General features: G+C 46.0%; 16 protein-coding genes. All 16 read left to right on the forward strand.

Translation table 11 applies throughout. The annotated features are described in order from the left end of the window. Positions 1-28: 28 nt before the first annotated feature. The 16 genes from MKY73_RS11000 to MKY73_RS11075 all read left to right on the forward strand — a co-directional run bounded on the left by MKY73_RS11000 (position 29) and on the right by MKY73_RS11075 (position 22,761). A complete protein-coding gene (locus tag MKY73_RS11000; RefSeq protein ID WP_339307383.1) occupies positions 29-706 on the forward strand; it encodes a GerMN domain-containing protein in 678 nt (225 codons plus the stop codon). 72 nt (positions 707-778) lie between these two features. Continuing rightward, complete coding sequence (locus MKY73_RS11005) at positions 779-3,517, forward strand: S-layer homology domain-containing protein (protein WP_339307384.1); 2,739 nt, start codon at positions 779-781, stop codon at positions 3,515-3,517. Between the two features lie 163 nt (positions 3,518-3,680). After that, on the forward strand, positions 3,681-4,376 hold the full coding sequence (gene nth / locus MKY73_RS11010) for an endonuclease III (protein WP_339307386.1): 696 nt from the start codon (positions 3,681-3,683) through the stop codon (positions 4,374-4,376). Between the two features lie 23 nt (positions 4,377-4,399). Continuing rightward, on the forward strand, positions 4,400-4,672 hold the full coding sequence (locus MKY73_RS11015) for a hypothetical protein (protein WP_017687779.1): 273 nt from the start codon (positions 4,400-4,402) through the stop codon (positions 4,670-4,672). Between the two features lie 364 nt (positions 4,673-5,036). Then, complete coding sequence (locus tag MKY73_RS11020; protein ID WP_339307388.1) at positions 5,037-8,723, forward strand: dynamin family protein; 3,687 nt, start codon at positions 5,037-5,039, stop codon at positions 8,721-8,723. A 324-nt stretch (positions 8,724-9,047) separates the two neighbouring features. Then, complete coding sequence (locus MKY73_RS11025) at positions 9,048-10,820, forward strand: ABC transporter ATP-binding protein (protein WP_339307390.1); 1,773 nt, start codon at positions 9,048-9,050, stop codon at positions 10,818-10,820. Then, the gene (locus MKY73_RS11030; protein ID WP_339235068.1) at positions 10,817-12,667 is read left to right on the forward strand and encodes an ABC transporter ATP-binding protein; all 1,851 of its coding nucleotides are present in this window, start codon (positions 10,817-10,819) and stop codon (positions 12,665-12,667) included. Before MKY73_RS11025 ends, MKY73_RS11030 begins: the two co-directional genes overlap by 4 nt. A 217-nt stretch (positions 12,668-12,884) precedes the next feature. After that, on the forward strand, positions 12,885-14,531 hold the full coding sequence (locus MKY73_RS11035; RefSeq protein WP_339307392.1) for an AraC family transcriptional regulator: 1,647 nt from the start codon (positions 12,885-12,887) through the stop codon (positions 14,529-14,531). A gap of 111 nt (positions 14,532-14,642) precedes the next feature. Beyond that, on the forward strand, positions 14,643-15,632 hold the full coding sequence (locus tag MKY73_RS11040) for an ABC transporter substrate-binding protein (RefSeq protein WP_339307394.1): 990 nt from the start codon (positions 14,643-14,645) through the stop codon (positions 15,630-15,632). 62 nt (positions 15,633-15,694) lie between these two features. Further along, positions 15,695-16,717, forward strand: coding sequence for an NAD(P)/FAD-dependent oxidoreductase (locus MKY73_RS11045; protein WP_339307396.1), 1,023 nt, complete (start codon positions 15,695-15,697; stop codon positions 16,715-16,717). A gap of 254 nt (positions 16,718-16,971) precedes the next feature. Then, positions 16,972-18,159 (forward strand): formate-dependent phosphoribosylglycinamide formyltransferase, encoded by a 1,188-nt coding sequence (purT, locus tag MKY73_RS11050; RefSeq protein WP_339235059.1) that lies wholly within the window; start codon positions 16,972-16,974, stop codon positions 18,157-18,159. Continuing rightward, positions 18,149-18,607 (forward strand): GNAT family N-acetyltransferase, encoded by a 459-nt coding sequence (locus MKY73_RS11055; RefSeq protein WP_253438357.1) that lies wholly within the window; start codon positions 18,149-18,151, stop codon positions 18,605-18,607. The genes purT and MKY73_RS11055 overlap by 11 nt, the downstream gene beginning before the upstream one ends. Positions 18,608-18,864: 257 nt before the next feature. Continuing rightward, positions 18,865-19,650 (forward strand): CAP domain-containing protein, encoded by a 786-nt coding sequence (locus tag MKY73_RS11060; protein ID WP_339307398.1) that lies wholly within the window; start codon positions 18,865-18,867, stop codon positions 19,648-19,650. Between the two features lie 290 nt (positions 19,651-19,940). Then, on the forward strand, positions 19,941-20,813 hold the full coding sequence (locus MKY73_RS11065) for a GDSL-type esterase/lipase family protein (RefSeq protein ID WP_339307400.1): 873 nt from the start codon (positions 19,941-19,943) through the stop codon (positions 20,811-20,813). Further along, the gene (locus MKY73_RS11070; RefSeq protein ID WP_339235050.1) at positions 20,814-21,779 is read left to right on the forward strand and encodes an ABC transporter ATP-binding protein; all 966 of its coding nucleotides are present in this window, start codon (positions 20,814-20,816) and stop codon (positions 21,777-21,779) included. It abuts the gene before it with no gap. Then, complete coding sequence (locus MKY73_RS11075) at positions 21,772-22,761, forward strand: ABC transporter permease (RefSeq protein WP_339307402.1); 990 nt, start codon at positions 21,772-21,774, stop codon at positions 22,759-22,761. The genes MKY73_RS11070 and MKY73_RS11075 overlap by 8 nt, the downstream gene beginning before the upstream one ends. Positions 22,762-22,814 lie beyond the last annotated feature (53 nt).

Consider the following 22,814-nt stretch of genomic DNA (forward strand, 5'->3'; position numbering starts at 1 on the left):
GCCCTTATGTTGAGGAGGCGGAGTTAGAATGAACAAGAAAATATGGATTGCAGCCTTGCTGGTAACGGTTATGGCAGTTGCTGCTGGATGTGGAAGCAAGCCAACAGCTGCTCCGAATCAGACGCAAGGCGCAGGAACGCAAAACAATGTGACCGAGGTTGAAGGCGAAACAATTACCGAACCGGTAACTGCTGAACCAGAAGAGAACACAACACCAACAGAATCCACGGAAGGCAGTTCGGAGGGAACGACTACAACTACTCCGCCAAGCGAAACGTCTACGGACACGCCAACAACTTCCGAAAGTAATGAAAAGAAAACGATCACTGTATTCTATACGGATGAAGAAGAACTGGAGTTGCACAAAGCTTCGGCAGAGATTTCATACGCATCGGATGATGCCAAATATAAGGCTGCCTTTGAATCACTGCAACAGAGCAAAGACAATAAACTTGTTCCACTGTGGTCTAAAGAAATTGAATTGAAATCTGTTCAGTTCAAGGATGGAGCTCTTACCCTGGATATTCATATGCCAGATACGGCACGTCTTGGAGCAGGTGGAGAAGTCTTTGCCATGGATGCTCTGAAACAAACGTTCTTCCAGTTTGATGAAGTAAAATCACTTGATTTACTGGTGGATGGTCAGCAGACTGAGAGTCTGATGGGCCATGTGGATCTTGAACATCCAATGACAAGATCCGAATAGGCTGTACAGCAGGCTGTTGTACCGTGAATCCACGGAATATGGGTCGTTTTACATGAGAGAGGGGAATCATAGGTGACTTTTAAATATAACAATCCATCACACTCTAAAAAAGTAGTATCAGCCGTGCTTGCAGGCATGATGGCCCTTAGCGCCGGCGGAGCTGCCATGGCAGCAGAATCAACAGAAACGGGGCAGGGTCAGACAGCTGCAATAACGAATACGGCTGCACCAACTGGTTTGTTCAGTGACATCAAGGTCGGATACTGGGCTGAGAAACATGTGTACAAACTGGCATATCAAGGCATTCTTCTCGGTAACAACGGCCTGTTCCGTCCAGGAGACGCGGTAACACAGCAAGAAGCTGTAACGATGGCAATCCGTTTTATGAATCAAGAGGGCCAGTTGAATAACGACACGGCTGCGGCATTACCGACAAACATGGAAGTGGGAAATTATTTCAAGCCATATGTCGCGCTGGCACTTCAACTGGGACTGATTGACAAGACGGAAGAATCTACTGTGGATGTATCCAAGACATCATGGGGGCAAAAGCCGGCTTCACGGGAATGGATTACGAAATTGTTAATCCGCTCATTGGACAAGGATGCTGAAGCAAAGGCGCAAAACAATCAATCTACCGGATTTGCTGATAATGCAGATATCTCTGAAAGTGGTAAAGGTTATGTCAATCTGGCTGTTAGCCTGGATCTGGCCAAAGGTGTGGAAGGTAACAAATTCAATCCAACTGGTTCCGTAACCCGTGCTCAACTCGCTACCTTCTTCAGTCGTGGCGAATCGTTAACGGATACGAAGTATCCGAACACTTCCACGGGTTATGTGACTGGATTGAAAGATGGGCAGATCACGCTGGTTGTGGACGGCAAAGCCGTTAACTTCGCAGTGAACAGCAGTACGCCTTACTTTACGAAAGACAGTGAGACGCGTGCTTCATCCACAGATGTGAAACTATACACGAAAGTTATGGTTATGGGTTCGGCTGGCGGGGCTTCCTATGTGGAAGTCGTTGATGCTACACCACAGGTGGAAAGCGTTGAAGGTACATTTGCACGTTCATTGTCTGGCAATAAGATTGGTATCTTTGTGGGCGAGAATTACGAAACGTACAGTTATGATGAAGCAACGGCATTCATCGATCAGAATGGTAATGCAATCAAACTGTCTGATATTACGGCAGATAGTGTCATCGAAGTACAGCGCGAGACGTTCTCGGCTGACAAAAAAACAGTCGCAATCCGTGTGAAATCCGGCATTGTGAACAAGAGTGACAATGGCGTAGTTGCTGAAGTATCTTCTTCTGGCAAAACCATTAAACTTGTCAATGCAGCGGGTGCTACCGAACAGTTTGCTTACAATGACAATCTGCTTATCACATATCAGAACCGTATCCTGTCAGTGGCTGATCTGAAAGCCGGCAGTGCCGTAAAATACACCGTTAAGGACAGTGTTCTGCAAACGATCGTATTAACTCAAGGTGTGGAGCAATCTGTGCGCGGAACACTGGTTGAGATCGGTGGTAACCAATCCACGTTAACGTTCAAACGTGAAGGAGGTTCACTGGAGGCGAAACTGCTGACTGAAAAGCCGGAAGTCATTATCAATGGCATTCAGGATGCAACGCTGAATGATCTCATCACGGATGCTACGAACGGGGATCAGGTGGAGCTCACATTAAACGCTGATGACCAGGTAACGCGTATTCAGGTCATTGGACGCCAAATGGAACCTATGAACGGGGTAACAGTTGTGTCTTACAATAGTAAAACAAAGGTACTTACCGTGCTGGACAACAACAAAAAACCGTTTGTATTTACATTGGATGAGAAAACCAAGCTGGATTATAATACGACCAAACCTACACTGGCTGGTCTGGAGTCACTCTTAAACGATGGTCGAAAATTGGATCTGACATATGTGGGAACACGTGCATTGTCCGTTAAAGTGATTTACAAGTATGAAGGTACAATCAGCAACATTGATACTTCTGGCAAGAAAATCAGTTTGTTGTCCGGTAATCAGACGATTACAGTGCCTTATTCTACGGTTCCTACAGTCGAGATGTATAACAAATCCGGTGCAAGTCTGGGAGATCTGAAGATTGGTGACAAAGTTACCATAACACTTGGAGCAAATCAGGATGTAGTGCAGAAGATTGCACTGAACACTGTGGCTCAATTCGAAGTGGTTGCCTTGGAAGCAAATAGTCGTATTCGAGTAAAATCCGATCTGTTGACAAGTCAGTTTTACGTGGATCAAGCGGTACTGACAGGAGAGAGTGGTCAGACGATCACGCCTTCACAGCTGACAGCAGGCAACCTGATTAATGTAACGTTTGAAGGAGCTACGCCAAAAGCGGTTCAAGTCGTGAAGCGTACGCTGGCTGAGGTTACAGCAGTGGATGCTTCATCCGTAACGCTCAAGCAGTTTAACGGCCAGACTGAAACCGTGCCTGTTAGCGGTTCTGTTAAAGTCGTAAAATCTGGCTCTACGTTAACTTCGCTGACTAGTCTTACGGTCGGTGATCGTGTTGAAATGACAAAAGATACGGATAATTCAATACGCTTCAGAGTGCTGACTGTCATGAGCAAACAATTCTGGTCTTATGATGGTGTGGGTAATCAGATTTTGGTTAAACGGGAAACGACAGCAGACACAAACTATCGTTTTGCACTCGGATCAAGTGTATTTGTTCACCAGGGTGACAATACTTTAAGCGTGCAATCTCTCAGAGATAATGATAATATTGTATTGTATCTCCTGAACAATGTGATTATGGAGATTCAAAAACAGTAATCGTTTCTTTTCGAGGATCAAAAGAATGACCGTCTTGATACGGGATCTTTCCCGCATCAAGACGTTTTTTTTGCAAGCTTTTTGAGGTCCCCGCAAAGTATTCGGATGAAGCTTCGAAGTAAGGCTCCGCAGAGTGGAGTCATTTTGTGGGAGGTAGCTCTTCATGAATGCAGCGACGGTTAGGCATATACTCGAAACGATGGAAGCAATGTTTCCTGATGCACATTGCGAATTAAATCACAGCAATGCATTTGAATTGACGGTAGCTGTCCTTTTGTCTGCCCAGTGCACCGATGAAACGGTGAACAAGGTAACCGCAGATTTGTTCCAGAAGTACAAAAGCCCAGCAGATTATTTGGCGGTTCCTCTCGAAGAGCTGGAACAGGATATTCGGCGAATCGGTCTGTACCGGAACAAGGCCAAGCATATTCAGAACATGTGCCGAATTCTAATAGATCAGTATGGCGGTGATGTACCGCAGGAACATGATCAGCTTGTGACACTACCAGGTGTCGGGCGGAAAACCGCGAATGTAGTTGTTTCCAATGCGTTTGGTGTACCGGCAATTGCGGTAGATACTCATGTTGAACGTGTATCCAAGCGGCTGGCGCTTGCAGGTTGGGATGACTCCGTACTTGAAGTCGAAAAGAAACTAATGAAGCGCGTACCTCGGGATGAGTGGACTTTAACTCACCACCGATTTATATTTTTTGGACGCTACCATTGCAAGGCACAGAACCCTGCGTGTCATATCTGTCCATTGCTGGACATATGCAGGGAAGGGAAAAAACGTATGAAAACGTCCCAAATCAGGAAAGATAAGGAACGTGTCACCACCCGAAAACGAAAAATAAATTAATGAGCAGAAAAGGATGAATAATCATGAAATGCATTTCCGTGTACACTGACAATTTTGAGGCCTTCTCCGATATTTTTGAACAAATCGTTGAACAGGAAATGGCTGAGAATGAAGAAAAAGAAGTAGAAGGCATCACAGTAAGCCATTCTGGCGACGTGCCTGAACATTACCTGGAGCGTATGTCCGTTAAACCAGAAGTTGTGGTTATGAGAGACAAAGGCAGAGACATTACAATTCTTCAACATGGACAAGTATTTGAAATCTTGCTTCCTTCCATGGAGAACGCAGTTTCCTAAGTAGTGATTACACAATTGGGTTCTGTTGTATTAAAGAGTAAGCAGTATGCTAAATACTGAGTATAGAACGTCTGACAGATAAAACCGACTTGTTCGGTTTTATTTTTTTATAGATTTATATGTTCACAGCGCACCTGAACAATTCGGTAATTGCAAGAATAGCAATCACTAAACGCGTTCTGTCTTCTGTGAAAATACGTTGATCAACGTTTTTCTTATATTTGCATTTTGTATATATAGGATAGTTCAGGTATATTCCATTCAATCGTTCAAATTCAAACTTGATAATGTTAAAATAAATGTTGTAAAAGAGATAGACATCGAAACGGATGTCAAATTAGAGGAGCCAGGGGGAAGGCCAGTCATGACCAGAACAGATTACCCAAAAGAAATGGCCAAACCTCTGCTTCCGCTGCGTGAAGCGATGGAGCAGACAGGGGACCATGCGGCTGTACAGGCTTTAACGGATTTAATCAGCAAGGCAGAAACGAAACATCTGACGATTGCGTTCTGTGGTCATTTCTCTGCAGGCAAATCGAGTCTCATCAACAGTTTGTGCGGTAAGCGGGTGCTGCCTTCGAGTCCCGTGCCAACAAGTGCGAATGTGGTATCCATACGTAATGGTAAGCCGAGAGCGCTGATTTATACTACGCCAAACGTAAGCGCTGACAATGGAGCAGGAACACTTGAAGTTTCTCCAGAGGAATTGGAGGCGTATTGCAAAAATGGGGGAGCGTACAGCTCCATTGAGGTATGGGATGATATTCCCTTGCTGAAAGATGATGCTGTTCTGTTGGATACACCCGGTGTGGATTCTACAGATCGTGGGCACAGTCTTGCGACCCATTCCGCGCTCCATCTGGCGGATGTGGTCTTCTATGTCATGGACTATAATCATGTCCAGTCCGAGACGAACCTTTCATTTGCCAAAAGTTTGTCGGATTGGGGCAAACCCTTGTTTTTGATCGTGAACCAGATCGACAAGCATCGGGAACGTGAGCTTTCTTTTGAACAATATACCGAAGGGGTCGAAGCTATATTTGCAGCCTGGGAAGTTAGATATGACGGACTGCTGTTTACTTCCCTCCGCGACAAGGAGCATCGCTACAACCAGTGGGATATGCTGCCGGAACTTATTGGACACATGATGCAAGAGAAGGAAGCGTTAATTACACACAGTTTGGCAAGTTCGGCCAGTCATGTAACGGAGCAGCACCTGACGAGAGAAGTGGAGAAACGTGAGGATGAAGAACAATCTCTGCTGGATGAGATCGGTGGTAAGGAAGGAATTGAACGCTTGGAACGGGAGCTGGAGCTTCTCGATCAACAAGCAGAAGACATTCGTACCGGGCCTTCGCGAGTGCGTGAGAAATTCCGGGCAGAGCTTGAGCCTCTTCTGGCGAATGCAAATCTTACTCCTGCGGATATTCGCGCGTCGGCTGCTGCCTATTTGGAGAGCCGAAAACCGGGTTTCAGGGTTGGCTTATTGTTCTCAGGCGGCAAAACCGAGCAGGAGAAACAACGCCGTGCTTCTGAACTGGTGCGTCTATTACAGGATCAGGCTTCCGGACAAGTGGAAGTACATATTCGTACGATGCTTAGGCAGCTGGGTGAATCCCATCAGATATGGGGAGCGGAGTGGGAGCAGGCGCTCAATATGGAGCTTCCTGCTGTGGATGAAGCACTATTGGAGATGAAACGCAGTGCCAGTGCAGAGGTATCTCCCGAGTATGTAATTCAATTCAGCAAAGATGTGCGGGGCGAGATTGAGGCCCGCTATCGCAGGTCGGCCATGATGCTGGCCGACCGCATGCTTGAAGCGCTGGGTACGCGAGGCGAAGCCGCGCTCCAGGCGCTGGACGCCAGCCGCGCAGCGCTGCTGGCGCAATCCGCGGCGGCGGCGCGCTACACGGCGCTCCAGCGCAGCGCCGCCGCAGAGGCAGCAGGGCTGCGCAGCCTGCTGCCTGATGCGGGCCCCCTCCCCTCCGGGCTATTACCGGAGGTGAAGGGCCCGCACGTGCCCGCGGTGCCTGGACCGGGCGAAGCTCCCGGTCCGCATGCGGGCACGTCAGCGTCTGTGGCTGCGCAGCCACAGACGCCAGAGGCACCGCCAGCGCAGCGCGCAGTCGCGGCGGCGGTGCCAGGGCCAACGGCGGCGGCTGGCGCTGAACGCCGCCGACGCCTGGACGCAGCAGCGGCACGGCTTGAAGCCGCTGCTGCGCTGGTAGAGCCGTACCCCGCCATGGGGTCGGCGGTACGGGATCTGCGTGCACGCGCGGCTTCGCTTGCGGGCGGCACGTTCACACTCGCGCTGTTCGGAGCGTTCAGCGCCGGCAAATCCTCCTTCGCCAACGCGTTGCTGGGCGAAGCTGTACTACCCGTCTCGCCGCATCCAACAACAGCGGCGATTAACCGGATCATGGCTCCTGCCGGGGGCGCGGAGCATGGAACAGCCCGGGTCCGTATGAAGACCCGGGACGCCTTCCATGAAGACCTCGCCTATTCCTTCCGTTTGCTTGGACTGGGTGAGCCTGGAACCGAGTGGCAGAAGCGAGTACGTTCCGTCTCGCCACAGGATGTGCATCCGGCGGGGCGCCCGCATTACAGCTTTTTGCAGGCGGCAGCAGCCGGCTGGGAAGAAACAGCGAACCAGTTGGGCCAGGATGTACTGGTGGATCTGGAGGGTTACCGTAATTTTGTCGCAAACGAGAAGAAGTCCTGCTTCGTAGACAGTATCGATCTCTACTACAGTTGCGATGTAACGGAACAGGGCATTGTACTGGTCGACACACCAGGAGCGGATTCCGTCAATGCTCGTCATACGGGTGTAACCTTCAATTATATGAAGAATGCGGATGCACTCATTTTTGTGACGTATTACAACCATGCTTTCTCACAAGGCGATCGGCAGTTCCTGAATCAGTTGGGACGTGTTAAGGATAGTTCTGCCATGGATCAGATGTTCTTTGTCGTGAATGCCAGCGACCTGTCTTCCTCTGAAGAAGAACTGGAGCAGGTTCTCGATCATGTGAGCACCCAACTGCGCAGTAATGGAATTCGGGCACCACGACTCTTCCCAGTATCCAGCATATTGGCGATGGAAGGCAAGATGGCAGGTGATTCAAAGCTGCTTGAGCAATCCGGATTTATTCGTTTTGAGGAAGAGTTCAACCAGTTTGCAGGCAGAGAATTAGCCGATCTTGCCGTAGGCGGTGCTTCCGAAGAGATGGCACGTGTCATTCAGCGGCTGAAGAAACGCGCGGAGGATGCGGCTCAGGGAGAGGAAGCTTTGCAGCAGCGGCGGAATGAACTGGAGACGATCCAGGGACAATCACGCCTGCGCATCCAGCAACTTGCAGCACGATCCATGAAGGAAGAACTGTCACAGGAAACAGCAGAACTGCTCTTCCATGTGAGGCAGCGACTTGCCTATCGCCTTGGCCTATTCATGGCAGAAGCATTCCATCCATCCGTACTTCGGGAGGATCGGGGCAATCTGAAGACGGCTTTTGCAGCCTGTGGACGTGAACTGTTGCGCATGATTGCCATTGAACTGGAGCAGGAACTGCTTGCGACCACCCTCAGACTTGAACAGACAGGTCAGACTTGGCTGACAAAACAAGTTACAGATTGTATAGATGACGTCAGACAGTTATCAGGTGGGGTGGATGTGTCACTGCCACTGAACGAACGCTGGAGTACACCTGTGCTTGAAGAAGTCCGTTTGGAAGAACCGTCTGGATGGAAAAGCTATTTGAATTATTTCCGCAATCCGAAACAGTTCTTCGAAGGGGATGGGCGTCAGCGGTTACAGGAGGCACTTGATCCTGTTCTCAAACAGATGATCATTGAAGTTCTTCCTGCCGCGCAAGACAAACTGATACAGTTTTATGACAACCAGCTCAGTCAGTCATTGCAACACCAATCCCGTCAGTTGGAAGAACGTCTGGACGAGGCGGTGAGCGGAATTCAAGATACACTGGAGAGCGGAATTCCGGCGGAGCAATGGACCAGCTTGTCTGTGCAATTGGAACAGATTGAACACCGTTAAAATCGTGGCATAACGCGTATTCTCTGGAAGTCTTTGTAAAACAAAATGAATGATACAGCAACACATTGAAAATGTTGCGAAAATCAACCTAAAAAGGCCCCTGCCGAAAAGGCATATAGGGAGCCTTTTTTTGGTGCGAACAACCTGAAATAAAGAGAATATTCAAACATTTGATTGAAAGGTGGGTATTTACCTTCATTAATGCGTCAATAAGCTGAAAGCAGGCAGAATATGGTCTGTTATTCGCTTTGCCGCGAATGGGGTACGGTGATAAACTTCATAAATGTTCATAGTATTTTTGAACGACATAAGAGGAGGAGAAACATGGATGTTCTTAGGCAACTGCAAATCTTTTTTTGGGAAAAGCGAACGTATTTATTTGTATCAATCTTGTTCCTCGCCTTAGCGACCGCACTTGGGTTGGTGTATCCGTACATGCTGAGGATACTGATTGATGATGTTATTGTTCCGCGCACTTTTGAAGACGTTCCCATAATTGCCTTGACTGTGTTAGGTGTAGTGATTTTAAAAGCAGGAATGCAGTTTTTACATGGCTTTTTTGGAGGACGCTTGGGTAACTTCCTGGCGTACAGACTTCGTAACGCATGTTATGAAAAGCTTCAATTTTTATCCTTCCGTTATTATGATACGGCCAAGACAGGTGATCTGATGTCCCGCCTCACGGGAGATTTGGAAGCCATCCGTAACTTTATCGGATTTGGTTTCGCCCAGATTCTCAACATGGTATTGATGGTCGTATTCGGCGCAATCATGATGATGACCATGAGTTGGCAGCTTACACTGTTCACGCTCATATGCATCCCATTACTTGCCTTCGTTGCGCTGAGATTCGAATCCAAAATTCACCCTGCGTTTCAGGAGATGCGGCTGGCGCTCAGTTCACTGACGACAGCGGTACAGGAGAATATTACTGGCGTGCGTACGGTAAAATCCTTTGCACGTGAGCCTTATGAAGTGGAGAAGTTCTCCACACGCAATGAGCGTTACAAGACGAATCAGATTCATGCCGCAACATTGTGGAGTCACTATTTTCCGATCATGGAGATTCTTGCTTCGGTGAGCATCGTGCTGTTGCTGGTAATCGGTGGAAGAATGGTTATACAGAATACGCTGACACTTGGTGAACTCGTTGCCTTTTTCAGTTTGATCTGGTACATAATCGGTCCAATGTGGAATCTGGGGTTCCATATCAACAACTATACGCAATCGAAAGCTTCAGGTGAACGGGTGCTCGAACTGCTTAACACGCCAGTGGATGTGGAAGAAACACAAGATCCGGTCATTGTGGAAGCAGACCAAGTGAATGGTCATGTGACATTTGAATCCGTTACCTTTGCCTACGGCAACAAAATGCCAGCGGTAACCGATATTAATTTTGATGCTGCACCCGGTTCTGTAATCGGTTTCCTCGGGGGCACAGGGTCAGGTAAATCAACCATCATTCAGCTTCTGATGCGTGCATATAACGTCAACTCGGGTACGATCAAGCTGGATGGCAAAAACATCAAAGATATAGGCATTCGCAGTTTGCGGAGTCAGATCGCTTCTGTTTTCCAGGAAACCTTCCTGTTCTCATCCAGCATTCGCAATAATATTTCCTACGGACTTAAGAATGTCACCATGGATGAGATTATCCGCGCAGCCAAGCTGGCCAAGGCTCATGACTTCATTATGGAGTTCCCGGACGGATATGACACGGTGGTTGGTGAACGCGGTATGGGACTATCGGGTGGACAGAAACAGCGGATTGCGATCGCAAGGGCTTTGCTGAAAAATCCGAAAATCCTGGTACTCGATGATGCAACCAGCGCCGTGGATATGGAGACGGAACATGAGATTCAATCCGGTTTCCAGGAAGTCATGCGCGGTAGAACTACATTTATTATTGCACACCGGATATCTTCACTACGACATGCAGATGAGATTCTGGTGCTGGATGAAGGTCGCGTGGTACAACGTGGCAAACATACCGAACTTATTGAAGTACCTGGACCATACCAGGATGTTTATAAAATTCAATACGCAGATTATATTGCCCGCGGTAAGCGGGAGGCTGGGGAGCAGGTGAATTCATGAGTGCCGAGACGATAGCAGACAGGCGCGAGGCCAAAGGGGCCTCCGAGAAGAAACTGAATGAACGATTTGTGTATCAGGATGATGAAATTATTGAAAAACCGTTTAACTGGAAAGAATTCGGACGTTTGTTTGCATACATGAAACCTTATGCAAAACAACTGTTGCCACTCGTTATTCTAATGATGATTCTCGGTACCATTACGAAATTATCCGTACCTTTTCTCATCAGTCTGGCGATTGACCGGGCCATCGCACCGGCAACGGGGCTGCCAAGTATGACGATGCTTTATCTGATCGCAGGCTCCATATTCGTGTTGTATCTCATTCAATGGGCAGCCAATACGTACCGGATCAAATTGACCAACATTATTGGACAGCGCGTTATCTACGATCTTCGCTCGGATCTGTTCAAGCATATCCAGAAGCTGTCCTTTAACTTTTTTGACAAAAGACCAGCAGGTTCCGTACTGGTTCGTGTTACGAATGATATTAACTCCCTTCAGGATCTGTTCACTAACGGTGCAGTTAACGTCATGATCGACTGCGTGCAGCTGCTCGGCATCATTGTGATCTTGCTGTTGATTAACTGGAAACTGGGTCTTGCCGTAATTATTACGGTGCCGATCATGTTTATCATCTCGACCAAACTGCGGGTGCTGATCCGTCGTGCCTGGCAAGATGTGCGCATGAAGAATTCCCGGATTAACTCTCACTTGAATGAATCCATTCAAGGGATTCGAGTGACTCAGGCGTATACACAGGAAAAAGAGAACATGAAGTATTTTGACAACATGAATCTGTCTAGCAAAAAGTCATGGGACAAAGCATCAGCGATGAACCAGGGCTTCGGACCACTGATCGAGATTACCGGCGGCTTCGGGACATTAATCCTCTTCTGGTTTGGTGCCTATCTGATTCAGGATGGTCAGTTGACCGTAGGTTTACTTGTCGCTTTTGCCAACTATGTCGGCAACTTCTGGGACCCGATCAACCGTCTGGGACAGATGTACAATCAACTCCTGGTTGCCATGGCTTCATCGGAGCGTATCTTCGAGTTCATGGATGAAAAGCCAAGTATTGCGGATAAACCAGGTGCCAAGCCACTTCCTTCTATTAAAGGAGATATCGCATTCGAAAACGTGGTGTTCGAATACGAGAAGGGCAGACAGGCGCTGAAAGGAATCAGCTTCTCTGCGGCTGCGGGACAATCAATTGCACTCGTTGGTCATACCGGTTCAGGTAAAAGTACGATCATCAACCTGATCAGTCGTTTCTATGATATATCCGGTGGACGTCTCACCATTGACGGACAGGATGTGCGGGATGTAACGGTAGAGAGTTTACGCAGCCAGATCAGTATTGTCTTGCAGGATACCTTCATCTTCTCGGGTACGATTCGTGACAATATTCGATTTGGACGATTGGATGCAACGAATGAAGAAGTGGAAGAGGCCGCCAAAGCAGTCAATGCGCATGAGTTCATTATGAAGCTGCCTGGCGGATATGATACCGAAGTGGAAGAACGAGGGAACGTATTATCCATGGGACAACGGCAATTGTTATCCTTTGCCCGTGCGCTGCTTGCCGATCCTCGCATATTGATTCTGGATGAAGCTACTGCCAGCATTGATACCGAGACAGAGCTTAAAATCCAGGAAGCACTGAAGGTATTGTTGCAGGGAAGAACGTCCTTTATGGTCGCTCACCGTCTCTCCACCATCCGGAATGCAGATAACATTATTGTCCTGGATCATGGTGAAATTAAAGAAGAGGGCAACCATGAGCAGCTTATCCAAAAACAAGGCGTCTATAATGGATTAATAGAAGCTCAATACAGATTTTTGTAATAAGACCGTCAGACGTCTTTAAAGTGTCTGAGCGCATATGAACGTATAATACTCTGGCGTTCTTTAGCCTGATCCTCAATAATAAGTGCATTTTATTTATTGAAGACAGGTTAGAGGATAGCCGGAGTGTTTTTTTTATCTTTAGTTCGTGTGGTATGTTATGTTTTAGAGAATGAAATCAGCATAATCGTTTAAGTCTGGAGGGAGATCAATGCAGATGGACAACAACGAAATAGACTCAAAACATTTTGATCACCTGGATCATATGAATTTTAGGCTCATTCAGGTGAATTATACGACTGGTCCTGCGACGGAGTGGCTTCTGAGGAAACACTTTATTGAAACTTACATGTTATTATTTGTAGCGAGTGGCCAAGGTTGGTTAAAGATAGATGGGACTTTCATTGAATTGAAAGCAGGCGGACTGTACATAGGTTTTCCAGGGCAGTTGATTGAGGCAAATGTGCTTTCGTTGGATGAACGAGGCGTGTATCACATGAGTTTTGATGTCATGTACGCACTGGAGCAGGAGGGTGGAACAGCCCTTGATATGATGAAGCAACTTTTACGTAATGAAGTGAATGGCGAGGTCAGCTCATATTCTCCCATTGCCGTTGGCGTGATCTGTCAGATGATTTACCACCACACAATGAAGAAGGATGGCTTGCAAAGGTACTATGGTCAGATTCGTTTTCAGGAACTGCTGTATACCCTGTTTTACGACGTGGCCTGTGCAGAAAAGACGGATCCGGCTTCACCGATTGAGCATGTTAAAGCCTACATGGAGCAGAATTATTCCAAGAGATTAACTATTGAGGAATTAGCAAATGTGGCACGAATGAGCCCTCGACACTTCATGCGTTTATTCAAGAAAAGGTATGGCTACAGTCCAGTCGACTATTTAACGCTATATCGAATGAAACAAGCCCAGATCTTAATGAGAAATGATCACAGCTATCGACTCAAGGATGTGGCATCGTACGTGGGGTACCAGGATGAGACGTATTTCCGGCGTAAATTCAAGCAAATCTCCGGCGTTCCACCGGCAGCGTTTATACGTAATAGCAAACAAAAAATTGCAGCGGTTCATTCCCTGAGCATTGGTATACTGCTTGCATTGCAGATCATTCCATGTGCCGCGCCGGCAACTCATCCATGGACATATTATTATAGACGTAAATATGAAACGGACAAAGTTATGCCACTTGCTGGGAGTGAGACCACCTGGCTGGAACAGCTTCGATTAGTTAAGCCTGACTATATTATTACGGTTGGGACGGAGTCTGAGGTTTTGCAAAGTCAGCTTCAATCCATTGCTCCTGTGTGTGACCTCCCGTGGGAAAAAGGAGATTGGAGAGAGCATTTGAGAGTTGTTGCAAGTTTTTTGGACAGGTCTAATATTGCAGAGGTATGGCTTCAAAGATATGAAGAGAAAGTAACGGTCATAAAGAATCAGCTTGTGGATTCCATACGAAAAGACAAGCTAGTTGTACTCAAATTTTATGGCGAAGAGTTGCAAGTGTTAGGCCCAAGGAGCATTGCTTCCGTTTTTTACATTGATATGCAAATGGATGGTCCCGAGGGAATTGAAACTTATTGGGAACGGGGAACAGTGAGCATTAAGGAGTTGTCTGTTCTTAACATTGAAAGAATATTACTGATTGTGGGTGATGATGAGACATCCAGGCTGACATGGTCTGTTGTGCGTAAGTCTGAAGAGTGGCTTGAGCTGTTAGCGATACAGAATGGCGTAATAGATGTCCTTTTGTCGAGCGTCCTGCTGGACTACACGGCGTTTACCCATGAGCTTATGTTGGATGAAATATTAAAGTTATGGCAAGATCGTCCATGGCAAAAAGTCTGAATAGTCAATATCATGCCTGAACATATTTGATTATACTACTCCTATATCGTAGTGATAATGATAATTATTATTGATTAGACATTGTCATATATTATAGGGGGTACATACAGAATGAGATTCAGATGGTTAACCGTCATATGTGGAATGATGTTAATGTTCGTTATTTCGGCTTGCGGGGCAGCAGGTAAAGAAGCGTCCACGAGTGAAGGACAAGAAGCGGGTACCACCAATTCTTCAGCGACAGAAGCAAGTCAGGTGAAGAAAGTGGACACGGAAATGGGAGAGATTGAAATCCCGATAAACCCACAAAAAATAGTGGGTCTGTCTGTGGTATATCCAGAATTTTTATATTCACTTGGGATCGTACCCATTGCTGTTCAGAACTATCATGAGGAGTTTCCTTCTTACTTACAGGAACCGTTCACAAACACGATGAAAATGGGAATCGGAAGAACACCTAATTTTGAAGCCCTCATGGAGGCAGCTCCGGATTTAATCATCGCTCCTGACTGGTGGTCCAAAAAGGACTATGATCAGCTTACGCTGATTGCACCTACCGTACTTTTACCACAGCGTGATGATTGGCGTGATGAACTGCGGGATATGGCCAAAATTCTGGATAAAGAAGAGCAGGCAGAAAAGGTTATTCAGGATTTGGTCGCTAAGGAGAAGATAGCTGCTGACAGATTGCATAAGCTGATTGGTGAAGAGACTGTTCTCTACATTAGAGTAATGGAAAAAGAAATCGTACTTCATGGGGAGAACCTTGACCGAGGAAACTTTGTCCACAAACGATTGGGAATGAAACCACTTCCTAATTTCCCGAAAGATCAAACCGCCATGTCCGTATCCTTGGAAGTACTGCCTGAATACGACGCAGATCATCTGATCGTTCAGCTGGATGATGATACTAATCCGGAAATTAAAAAGAAATTTGAAGATATGTTATCGTCATCGTTATGGAAAAATCTGAAAGCAGTTAAGCAGAACCATGTTTACATGGTGGGTGGCAAGGAATGGTTCAATCTGGGAATGTCACCGCTTGCCGACGAATATGTCATTGATGATATTGTAACTGCTTTTGAAGAAAAAAATAAATAAGGCAAACCGTATGTTACCAGAATCTCTCTAATTCATAACTAAATTAACAGGGTGTGTTCAAGATGAATGAAGAAGATATCTACGATGTAACCATCATTGGAGGCGGACCTGCCGGCATGTATGCGGCTTTTTATGCAGGGATGCGTGATATGAAAGTAAAGATCATTGAAGGTAAAGACCAGCTTGGTGGTTTTCTGCACACCTATTCGGAAAAAACAATTTGGGATGTAGGCGGTCTGCCGCCTATGAAATGTTCGAAGTTGATCGAGTGGCTTGTTCAGCAGGCCAATACGTTTAACCCAACGGTAGAATTGAATTGTAAAGTGGAAAGGTTCACTCGAATGGATAACGGAATATGGAGGATGTATACCACTGAAGGAGAGATACATTATACTCGTACGATCATTGTTGCAGTAGGCCGTGGTATAGCAGAGATTCAGAAGCTGGAGCTTCAGGAGCCGATTGAATATGAGCAAGAGAATCTTCATTACACCGTGCAAAATCCAGAACATTTTTCCGGGAAGCGTGTACTCATTTCGGGTGGAGGCAACAGTGCAGTAGACTGGGCAATTGAACTTGCTCAACTTGCTCGCAGTGTAGTTGTAATTCACCGGAATAATGAGTTCCGTGCAATGGAACGAAATGTCAGTGAGATGAACAATATAACGGATGTGAGAACACCATACAGCATCACGCAGCTTCATAATAATGGTAAGCGAATCCAGCAGGTTGTGATTACGCATATGGAAAGTCAGGCCAATGTCGTGTTGGAAGTGGATGAAGTCGTTGTTAGTCACGGATATAAAAGCAATTTAAGTGATCTGGCAAGTTGTGGGCTGAAGATGGACGATGGAATGGTTCGAATGAGCCACCATGCACAGACGAGCCTTCCAGGTGTTTATGCAGCAGGGGACTGTTCGACCCACGAGAGCAAAGTCAGACTCATTGCCGGAGCCTTTAATGATGCGATTGTTGCAGTCAATAGTGCGAAGCAATACATGACTCCAGACGCACCCAAGATGGCTTACGTTTCCTCACATAATGAAATTTTCAGAGAAAAAAATCGACAAATCCCAAGATTTTAAATTTGGGATTTGTTTGTGCACCCCGATTCTCTGAAATATTAAAATCTTCCCTTTTAACTTTTCCTTAATTCTGGGAGGAATGGAAAGAGTATCGAATCTGTGAGCGGTAATTGTAAAATTTGATCGAAAAAACACAAAAAATCTTGTAAAATTCACAAGAAAAATAGGGAGCACTCTTGCAATCTTTAACCAAAACCCCGAAAATAGAGAGACAGATATATAGAAGATTTCTCTTTGGGAGGATTGGAAAGAACATGTGGGGTGCTCCTTTTACGGCTCAAGCCAAAAAAATGCTGCTATTAGGCAGTGGAGAATTGGGAAAAGAGGTCGTTATTGAGGCCCAACGACTGGGAGTAGAGACGATCGCTGTTGATCGTTATGAGAACGCACCTGCAATGCAGGTCGCGCACCGGTCTTATTGCATCGACATGCTGGATGCCGAAGCTTTGAAACAATTGATCCGTAAAGAAAAACCTCATTACATCGTACCTGAGATTGAAGCTATTGCAACAGAAGCTTTACTGGAGCTTGAGGAAGAGGGATTTTGTGTAGTACCTACTGCCCGTGCTGCACGTCTAACGATGGATCGCGAAGGCATCCGTCGTCTTGCAGCCGAACAATTGAAACTTCCGACAGCTGATTACCTTTTTGCGGACAACCTGGAACAACTTCAGGAAGCCGTACGTGAGCTTGGCACACCTTGTGTCATTAAACCATTGATGAGTTCTTCCGGCAAAGGGCAGAGTGTATGCCGTACACCGGGGGATGTGGAGGATTGCTGGAACATTGCTCTTTCGGGAGCTCGTGGCAAATCCGTTCGTGTCATCGTGGAGAGCTTTGTGCAATTTGATAGTGAGATTACATTACTTACCGTCAGGTCTGTATCAGGCACCGTATTTTGTCCTCCGATTGGCCATATTCAAAAGGATGGGGATTATGTCGAATCGTGGCAGCCTCATGCAATGACTCCTGAGCAATGGAAACAGGCTTGTCATATTGCCAAATCCGTTACGGATGAACTTGGCGGCTATGGACTGTTTGGAGTGGAATTGTTCCTAACATCGGATGGTGTTGTGTTCAGCGAGGTATCTCCTCGTCCGCACGACACAGGTATGGTTACAATGGTGACGCAAGACAGTTCCGAGTTTGCGCTGCATGTACGTGCAATTCTTGGTTTTCCGGTCACAGGTGTACATCTGTTGACACCGGGAGCTTCAGCAACGCTGAAAGCTAATGATGAAACATCTGACTTTACTGTAGGCGGGATTGAAGAAGCACTGGCTCTTCCTCGTACTCAGATTCGTGTATTTGGCAAACCTGAGACGAAGGTAGGACGCCGAATGGCTGTAGCGCTAAGTGCTGGCCAAGATGTGGAAGAAGCTCGTAAAACAGCGGTGCAAGCCGCTAATATGCTGAAAGTGGAGGTAAATCATGTCCAATAATGTTGAGGCCCCTGTACTGATGATCCGAGAGTGTGAACTGCGAGATGCTGAAGCGGTAACAGGATTGATGCGAGAGGTCAGCTATCCGACAACAGCTAATGTCATGAAAGAACGCATCGAATGTTTGGAAACCAATCCAAACGCATGCATGCTTGTTGCCGAAGTGGATGAACAAATTATTGGTGTGATTGGCTTGCAATGTGTGCAAAGTCATGCCTATCCAGAACCTGCCGCACAAATTACTTCCCTGATTGTAGGTCAAGAACATCGTGGTGGTGGTATTGGCCGTCGTCTGATGGCTCGAGCCGAAGATTGGGGCAGACAGCAAGGTGGTAAACAACTGTTTGTCACGGGTGCGAACCGTGAAGTGACGTCAACAACGTACTCTTTTTATGAGCACATTGGTTTTCAGAAGAGAGGCTATCGGTTCAGTAAGGTTCTTCTATAGTATAAAAAGGTCTATCCTACAACATTAAATTCTCATGATATCCTGATCTGCATGTTCTGCTGTAGTGACTGATAAATAAATGGTGAAGCGACATTCGACTAGCTTTGTTAGTCCGAATGTCTTTTTTTTATGGCTAAAAAATGACAAAAAAGTTACTTTTCCATATTTTATAGGTTCACAATCTCTTGTTGAATTGATATACTGCTAGAGTATTCATTACAAAGTTGTAATAACTAATTTTAAGGAGATGAATGAATTTGAAAAAGAAATGGATGAAAACTGTCGTAACGAGTAGTCTGACAGCCGTATTGGCCGTAGGTGTAATGCTTCCTGCTTCCGCGTCTGCTGCAGATTCAACATATAAGACTACCACAACGTATAAAATTACAAGTACAGACAGCCTGAAAGCATATATCGAACAGTGGCTCAAACAAAACGGATACACTGTATCCGAGGGACAAATTGTAGAGAAGCCTGCTACGCAGCCTGATCAACCAACCAAACCTGCTGAGCCGACTACAAAGCCAACTCAGCCAACAACTAAGCCTGAGCAACCGGCTAAACCAGCACAACCAACACAAGAAGAAAAACCGGCAACCACGCCAGCTAAAGATTCTTCAAACACAGGTAATACCGGTAACAATACAAGTAATAATGGCAGCGAAAGCACACAATCCGACTTTGCTACGCAAGTTGTAAAGCTTGTGAACGCTGAGCGTGCCAAAGCAGGTCTGAGCGCACTGACTTCAGATGCTCTTCTGGACAAAGTAGCTGTAGCCAAAGTAAAAGATATGAGCAACAATAACTATTTTGATCACCAGTCACCGACGTATGGTTCTCCGTTTGATATGATGAAACAATTCGGAGTAACTTACAGCTATGCAGGTGAGAACATTGCCAAAGGACAAAAAACACCTCAGGAAGTTGTAACAGCCTGGATGAATAGTGCAGGACACCGTGCCAATATTCTGAGCAAAAACTTTACACATATCGGTGTAGGGTTCTACAACGGATACTGGGCTCAAGAGTTTATCGGTAAATAAGTAATTATAATGAAGTAAATAAAAATTTGTATATCAAAAGGTTATGCCAGCACAGTTGAAATCTGTGTATGGCATAACCTTTTTTCCGTTAAATGACATATAGAAAATGAATTCTGCGAATGTAGCGGCAAAATTTGCAAATTAACGACAGAACATTTATGTTATTTAGGAATAGCATCATCAAGGCGTGTCTTGAAAACTCCGAAGCAGGCGGATTTTCAGACACGCCTTGATGTAAAGTCATTATAAATTATTAAGCACCCAGACTGGTGTACATGAGCGGAGATGTGATGATGAAAAAGAAAAAAAGCCTTGATTCAGCACCATGGATCTGGAGAACCGTCAGTACAGTATCCATCTTGGCAACCTTGCTGTTGTTATTTGGATTTGGATACGCTATAAAAGACGTGATTTTCCCCGAGGGAGATTCAGCGTTAACTACAGGCCAGGAGGCAACTGCTCCATCTAAGGATAAGGAAGGTGAACCGGCCGTAGTGGAAGATGGCAAGATTCGGATGGCCGTCATCGGTGATTCCTTGGCAAGAGGTACGGGGGATGATGAGGGACTTGGTTTTGTGAGACGTGCAGGGAACTTGTTTAAAGATAAAGGATATGATGTTCAGGTTCTAAATAATCTGGGTGTAAACGGGTTGAGAACGGATGCTTTATTAGAAAAACTCGATGAGCAAGGGGTGCGTTACGTCCTACAGCAGTCCAATTTTATTTTGCTATCCATTGGCGCGAATGATCTGTTCCAGGGAGGGCAAGTTCTACAGGGGGAAGATCCGCCAACAGCAGAGCAGCTGGCAGCGGCTTTACCGGAAACGTCAAAACGCCTTCAAGAGATTTTGAAGAAAGTCAAAGAAATCAATCCCGATGCACAGATTGCGTACATAGGGTTGTACAATCCATTTGGTGATGTGAAAGAATTGGAGAAGCCAGGGAATGCGGTTGTTGCTGCTTGGAACGATGCTGCACTGGCTATTTTAAACAATGAGGATAAGATGACACTTGTCCCTACATTCGATTTATTTGAAAATCATCTGGGGGAGTATCTCTCGTCAGATCATTTTCATCCAAACGGCCAAGGTTATGAGCAAATTGCAGTTCGGATTGCACAGGAATTCCAGGCGGATACACCGGCAGAAGGGAGCGGAAAATAAATGGCAGAGCAGCAGTATGATTCCGTCCTGTCTGTACAGCATCTGAAGAAGCGGATCGGGCGCAAGTGGATCATTAAAGACGTTACATTTGACGTGAAACCCGGTGAAATCTTTGGATTTCTCGGTCCTAACGGTGCTGGGAAAACAACAACAATACGGATGCTCGTGGACCTGATCAAACCGACAGAAGGGAAAATTAAAGTCTGTGGGTATGATGTGAATCGGGACCCTGAGCGCGCTTTGAAGTATGTAGGCTCCATTGTTGAAAATCCTGAGGTATATACCTATCTGACCGGATGGGAGAACCTGGAACATTTTGCTCGCATGCAACCGGGAGTGGACAATGATCGTATCCAGGAAGTTGTGGATATTGTACGATTGGATCAGCGTATTCATGATAAAGTCAGAACCTACTCCCTTGGTATGCGTCAGCGGCTCGGTATTGCACAAGCGTTACTTGGGCGGCCTCGTCTGCTCATTCTGGATGAACCGACGAATGGTCTTGATCCAAAAGGAATTAAGGAACTTCGTGTCTTTATTAAACAACTTGCGAGTGAAGGCATGGCTGTATTTGTCAGCAGTCACTTGTTAAGTGAGATCCAGCTTCTCTGTGACAGAGTCGCAATTATCAGTGCGGGACGTGTGCTTGCCGTTGGAGGCGTAAGCGAACTGATTGAAGATCATTCCAAGTTGGCGATATGGCATGTATCCCCACTGGAGCAAGGCCAAAAAATGTTAATGGATGCAGGCATTGCTCTGGTAAGTCGACCTGCGGATGTAATGGATGATACGATTGTTGCGGGTCTTGGTCCCAACGCTGTGGTTGCCGAGATGCATGAAGATCGAATTCCTGATATGGTACAGCAGATGGTTCAAGCTGGTGTACAGGTTGAAGGGGTACAGCGAATTCAGCCTACGCTCGAACAACTATTCTTAAAAATGACAGAAGGTGAATCCATTGAGTAATATCATGCCGCTGATTCGCAATGAAACGATTAAGATGGTGAAGAAAAAACGGCTTTATATTATATTTATTGTACTTGCGATCCTGGTACCGATGTTTACGTATGCCCAGATGAAATCTGCGGAGAATAATCGTGACAAATTCGGAGGCGATTGGCGGCTTGAACTGCAACAGGCCATTACAGACAATCAAAACTCGCTCGGGAGCGATCGGGTACCTGAAGAGTACAAGAAATATAGAACCGTGTATATCCAGCAGATGCAGTATTATCTCGAAAATGACATCAATCCCAAAGAACCGGGTGGTGTTACCTTTACACGGGAGTTCATGAACAATGCAGTTGGATTGTTTATTCCACTGTTAATCATGGCTATTGCTTCAGATCTTGTTTCAGGTGAACGTACCACAGGTACGATTAAAATGCTTTTAACGCGTCCGGTTAGGCGCTGGAAAGTGCTTCTGAGCAAATTAATTACACTGATTATGTTTGTTTCGATCATCGTGGTATCAGCCTACATTATATGTTACGTCATATCGGGTGCGGTCTTTGGCTACAAAGGCTTCAACATGCCAATCTTTACAGGATTCAAAGTTGTGGGAACCGATGTAGATATGTCGGCAGTGCATGCTGTAGACCAGTGGCAGTATATGCTTATGCAGGCAGGACTGATCTGGTTTGTGAGTGTAATCGTGGCTATGCTAGCATTTATGGTATCCGTACTTGTGCGAAGTACAGCTGCAAGTATCGTGATTATGATGGCCGCTCTGATTGCAGGAACTATCTTGACAAGTATGGCTGCATCTTGGCAAACAGCGAAATATCTGTTCATGGTTAACCTCGAACTTCCTGATTATTTGTCAGGTGGGTTACCGCCAATCGAGGGTATGAATTTAGGTTTTTCTCTTATTGTGCTTAGTGTTTGGGGCGTTGCTTCACTCATTGTGTCATTCCTTGTCTTTACGAAACGGGATATCTTGAATTAAAATGGACAAGGATAAGAAAACATCTGTTTGCATTTTAAGCATTTTTTAGTTGC

Origin of the sequence: Paenibacillus sp. FSL R5-0519 (assembly GCF_037974275.1) — a bacterium.
GTDB lineage: Bacteria > Bacillota > Bacilli > Paenibacillales > Paenibacillaceae > Paenibacillus.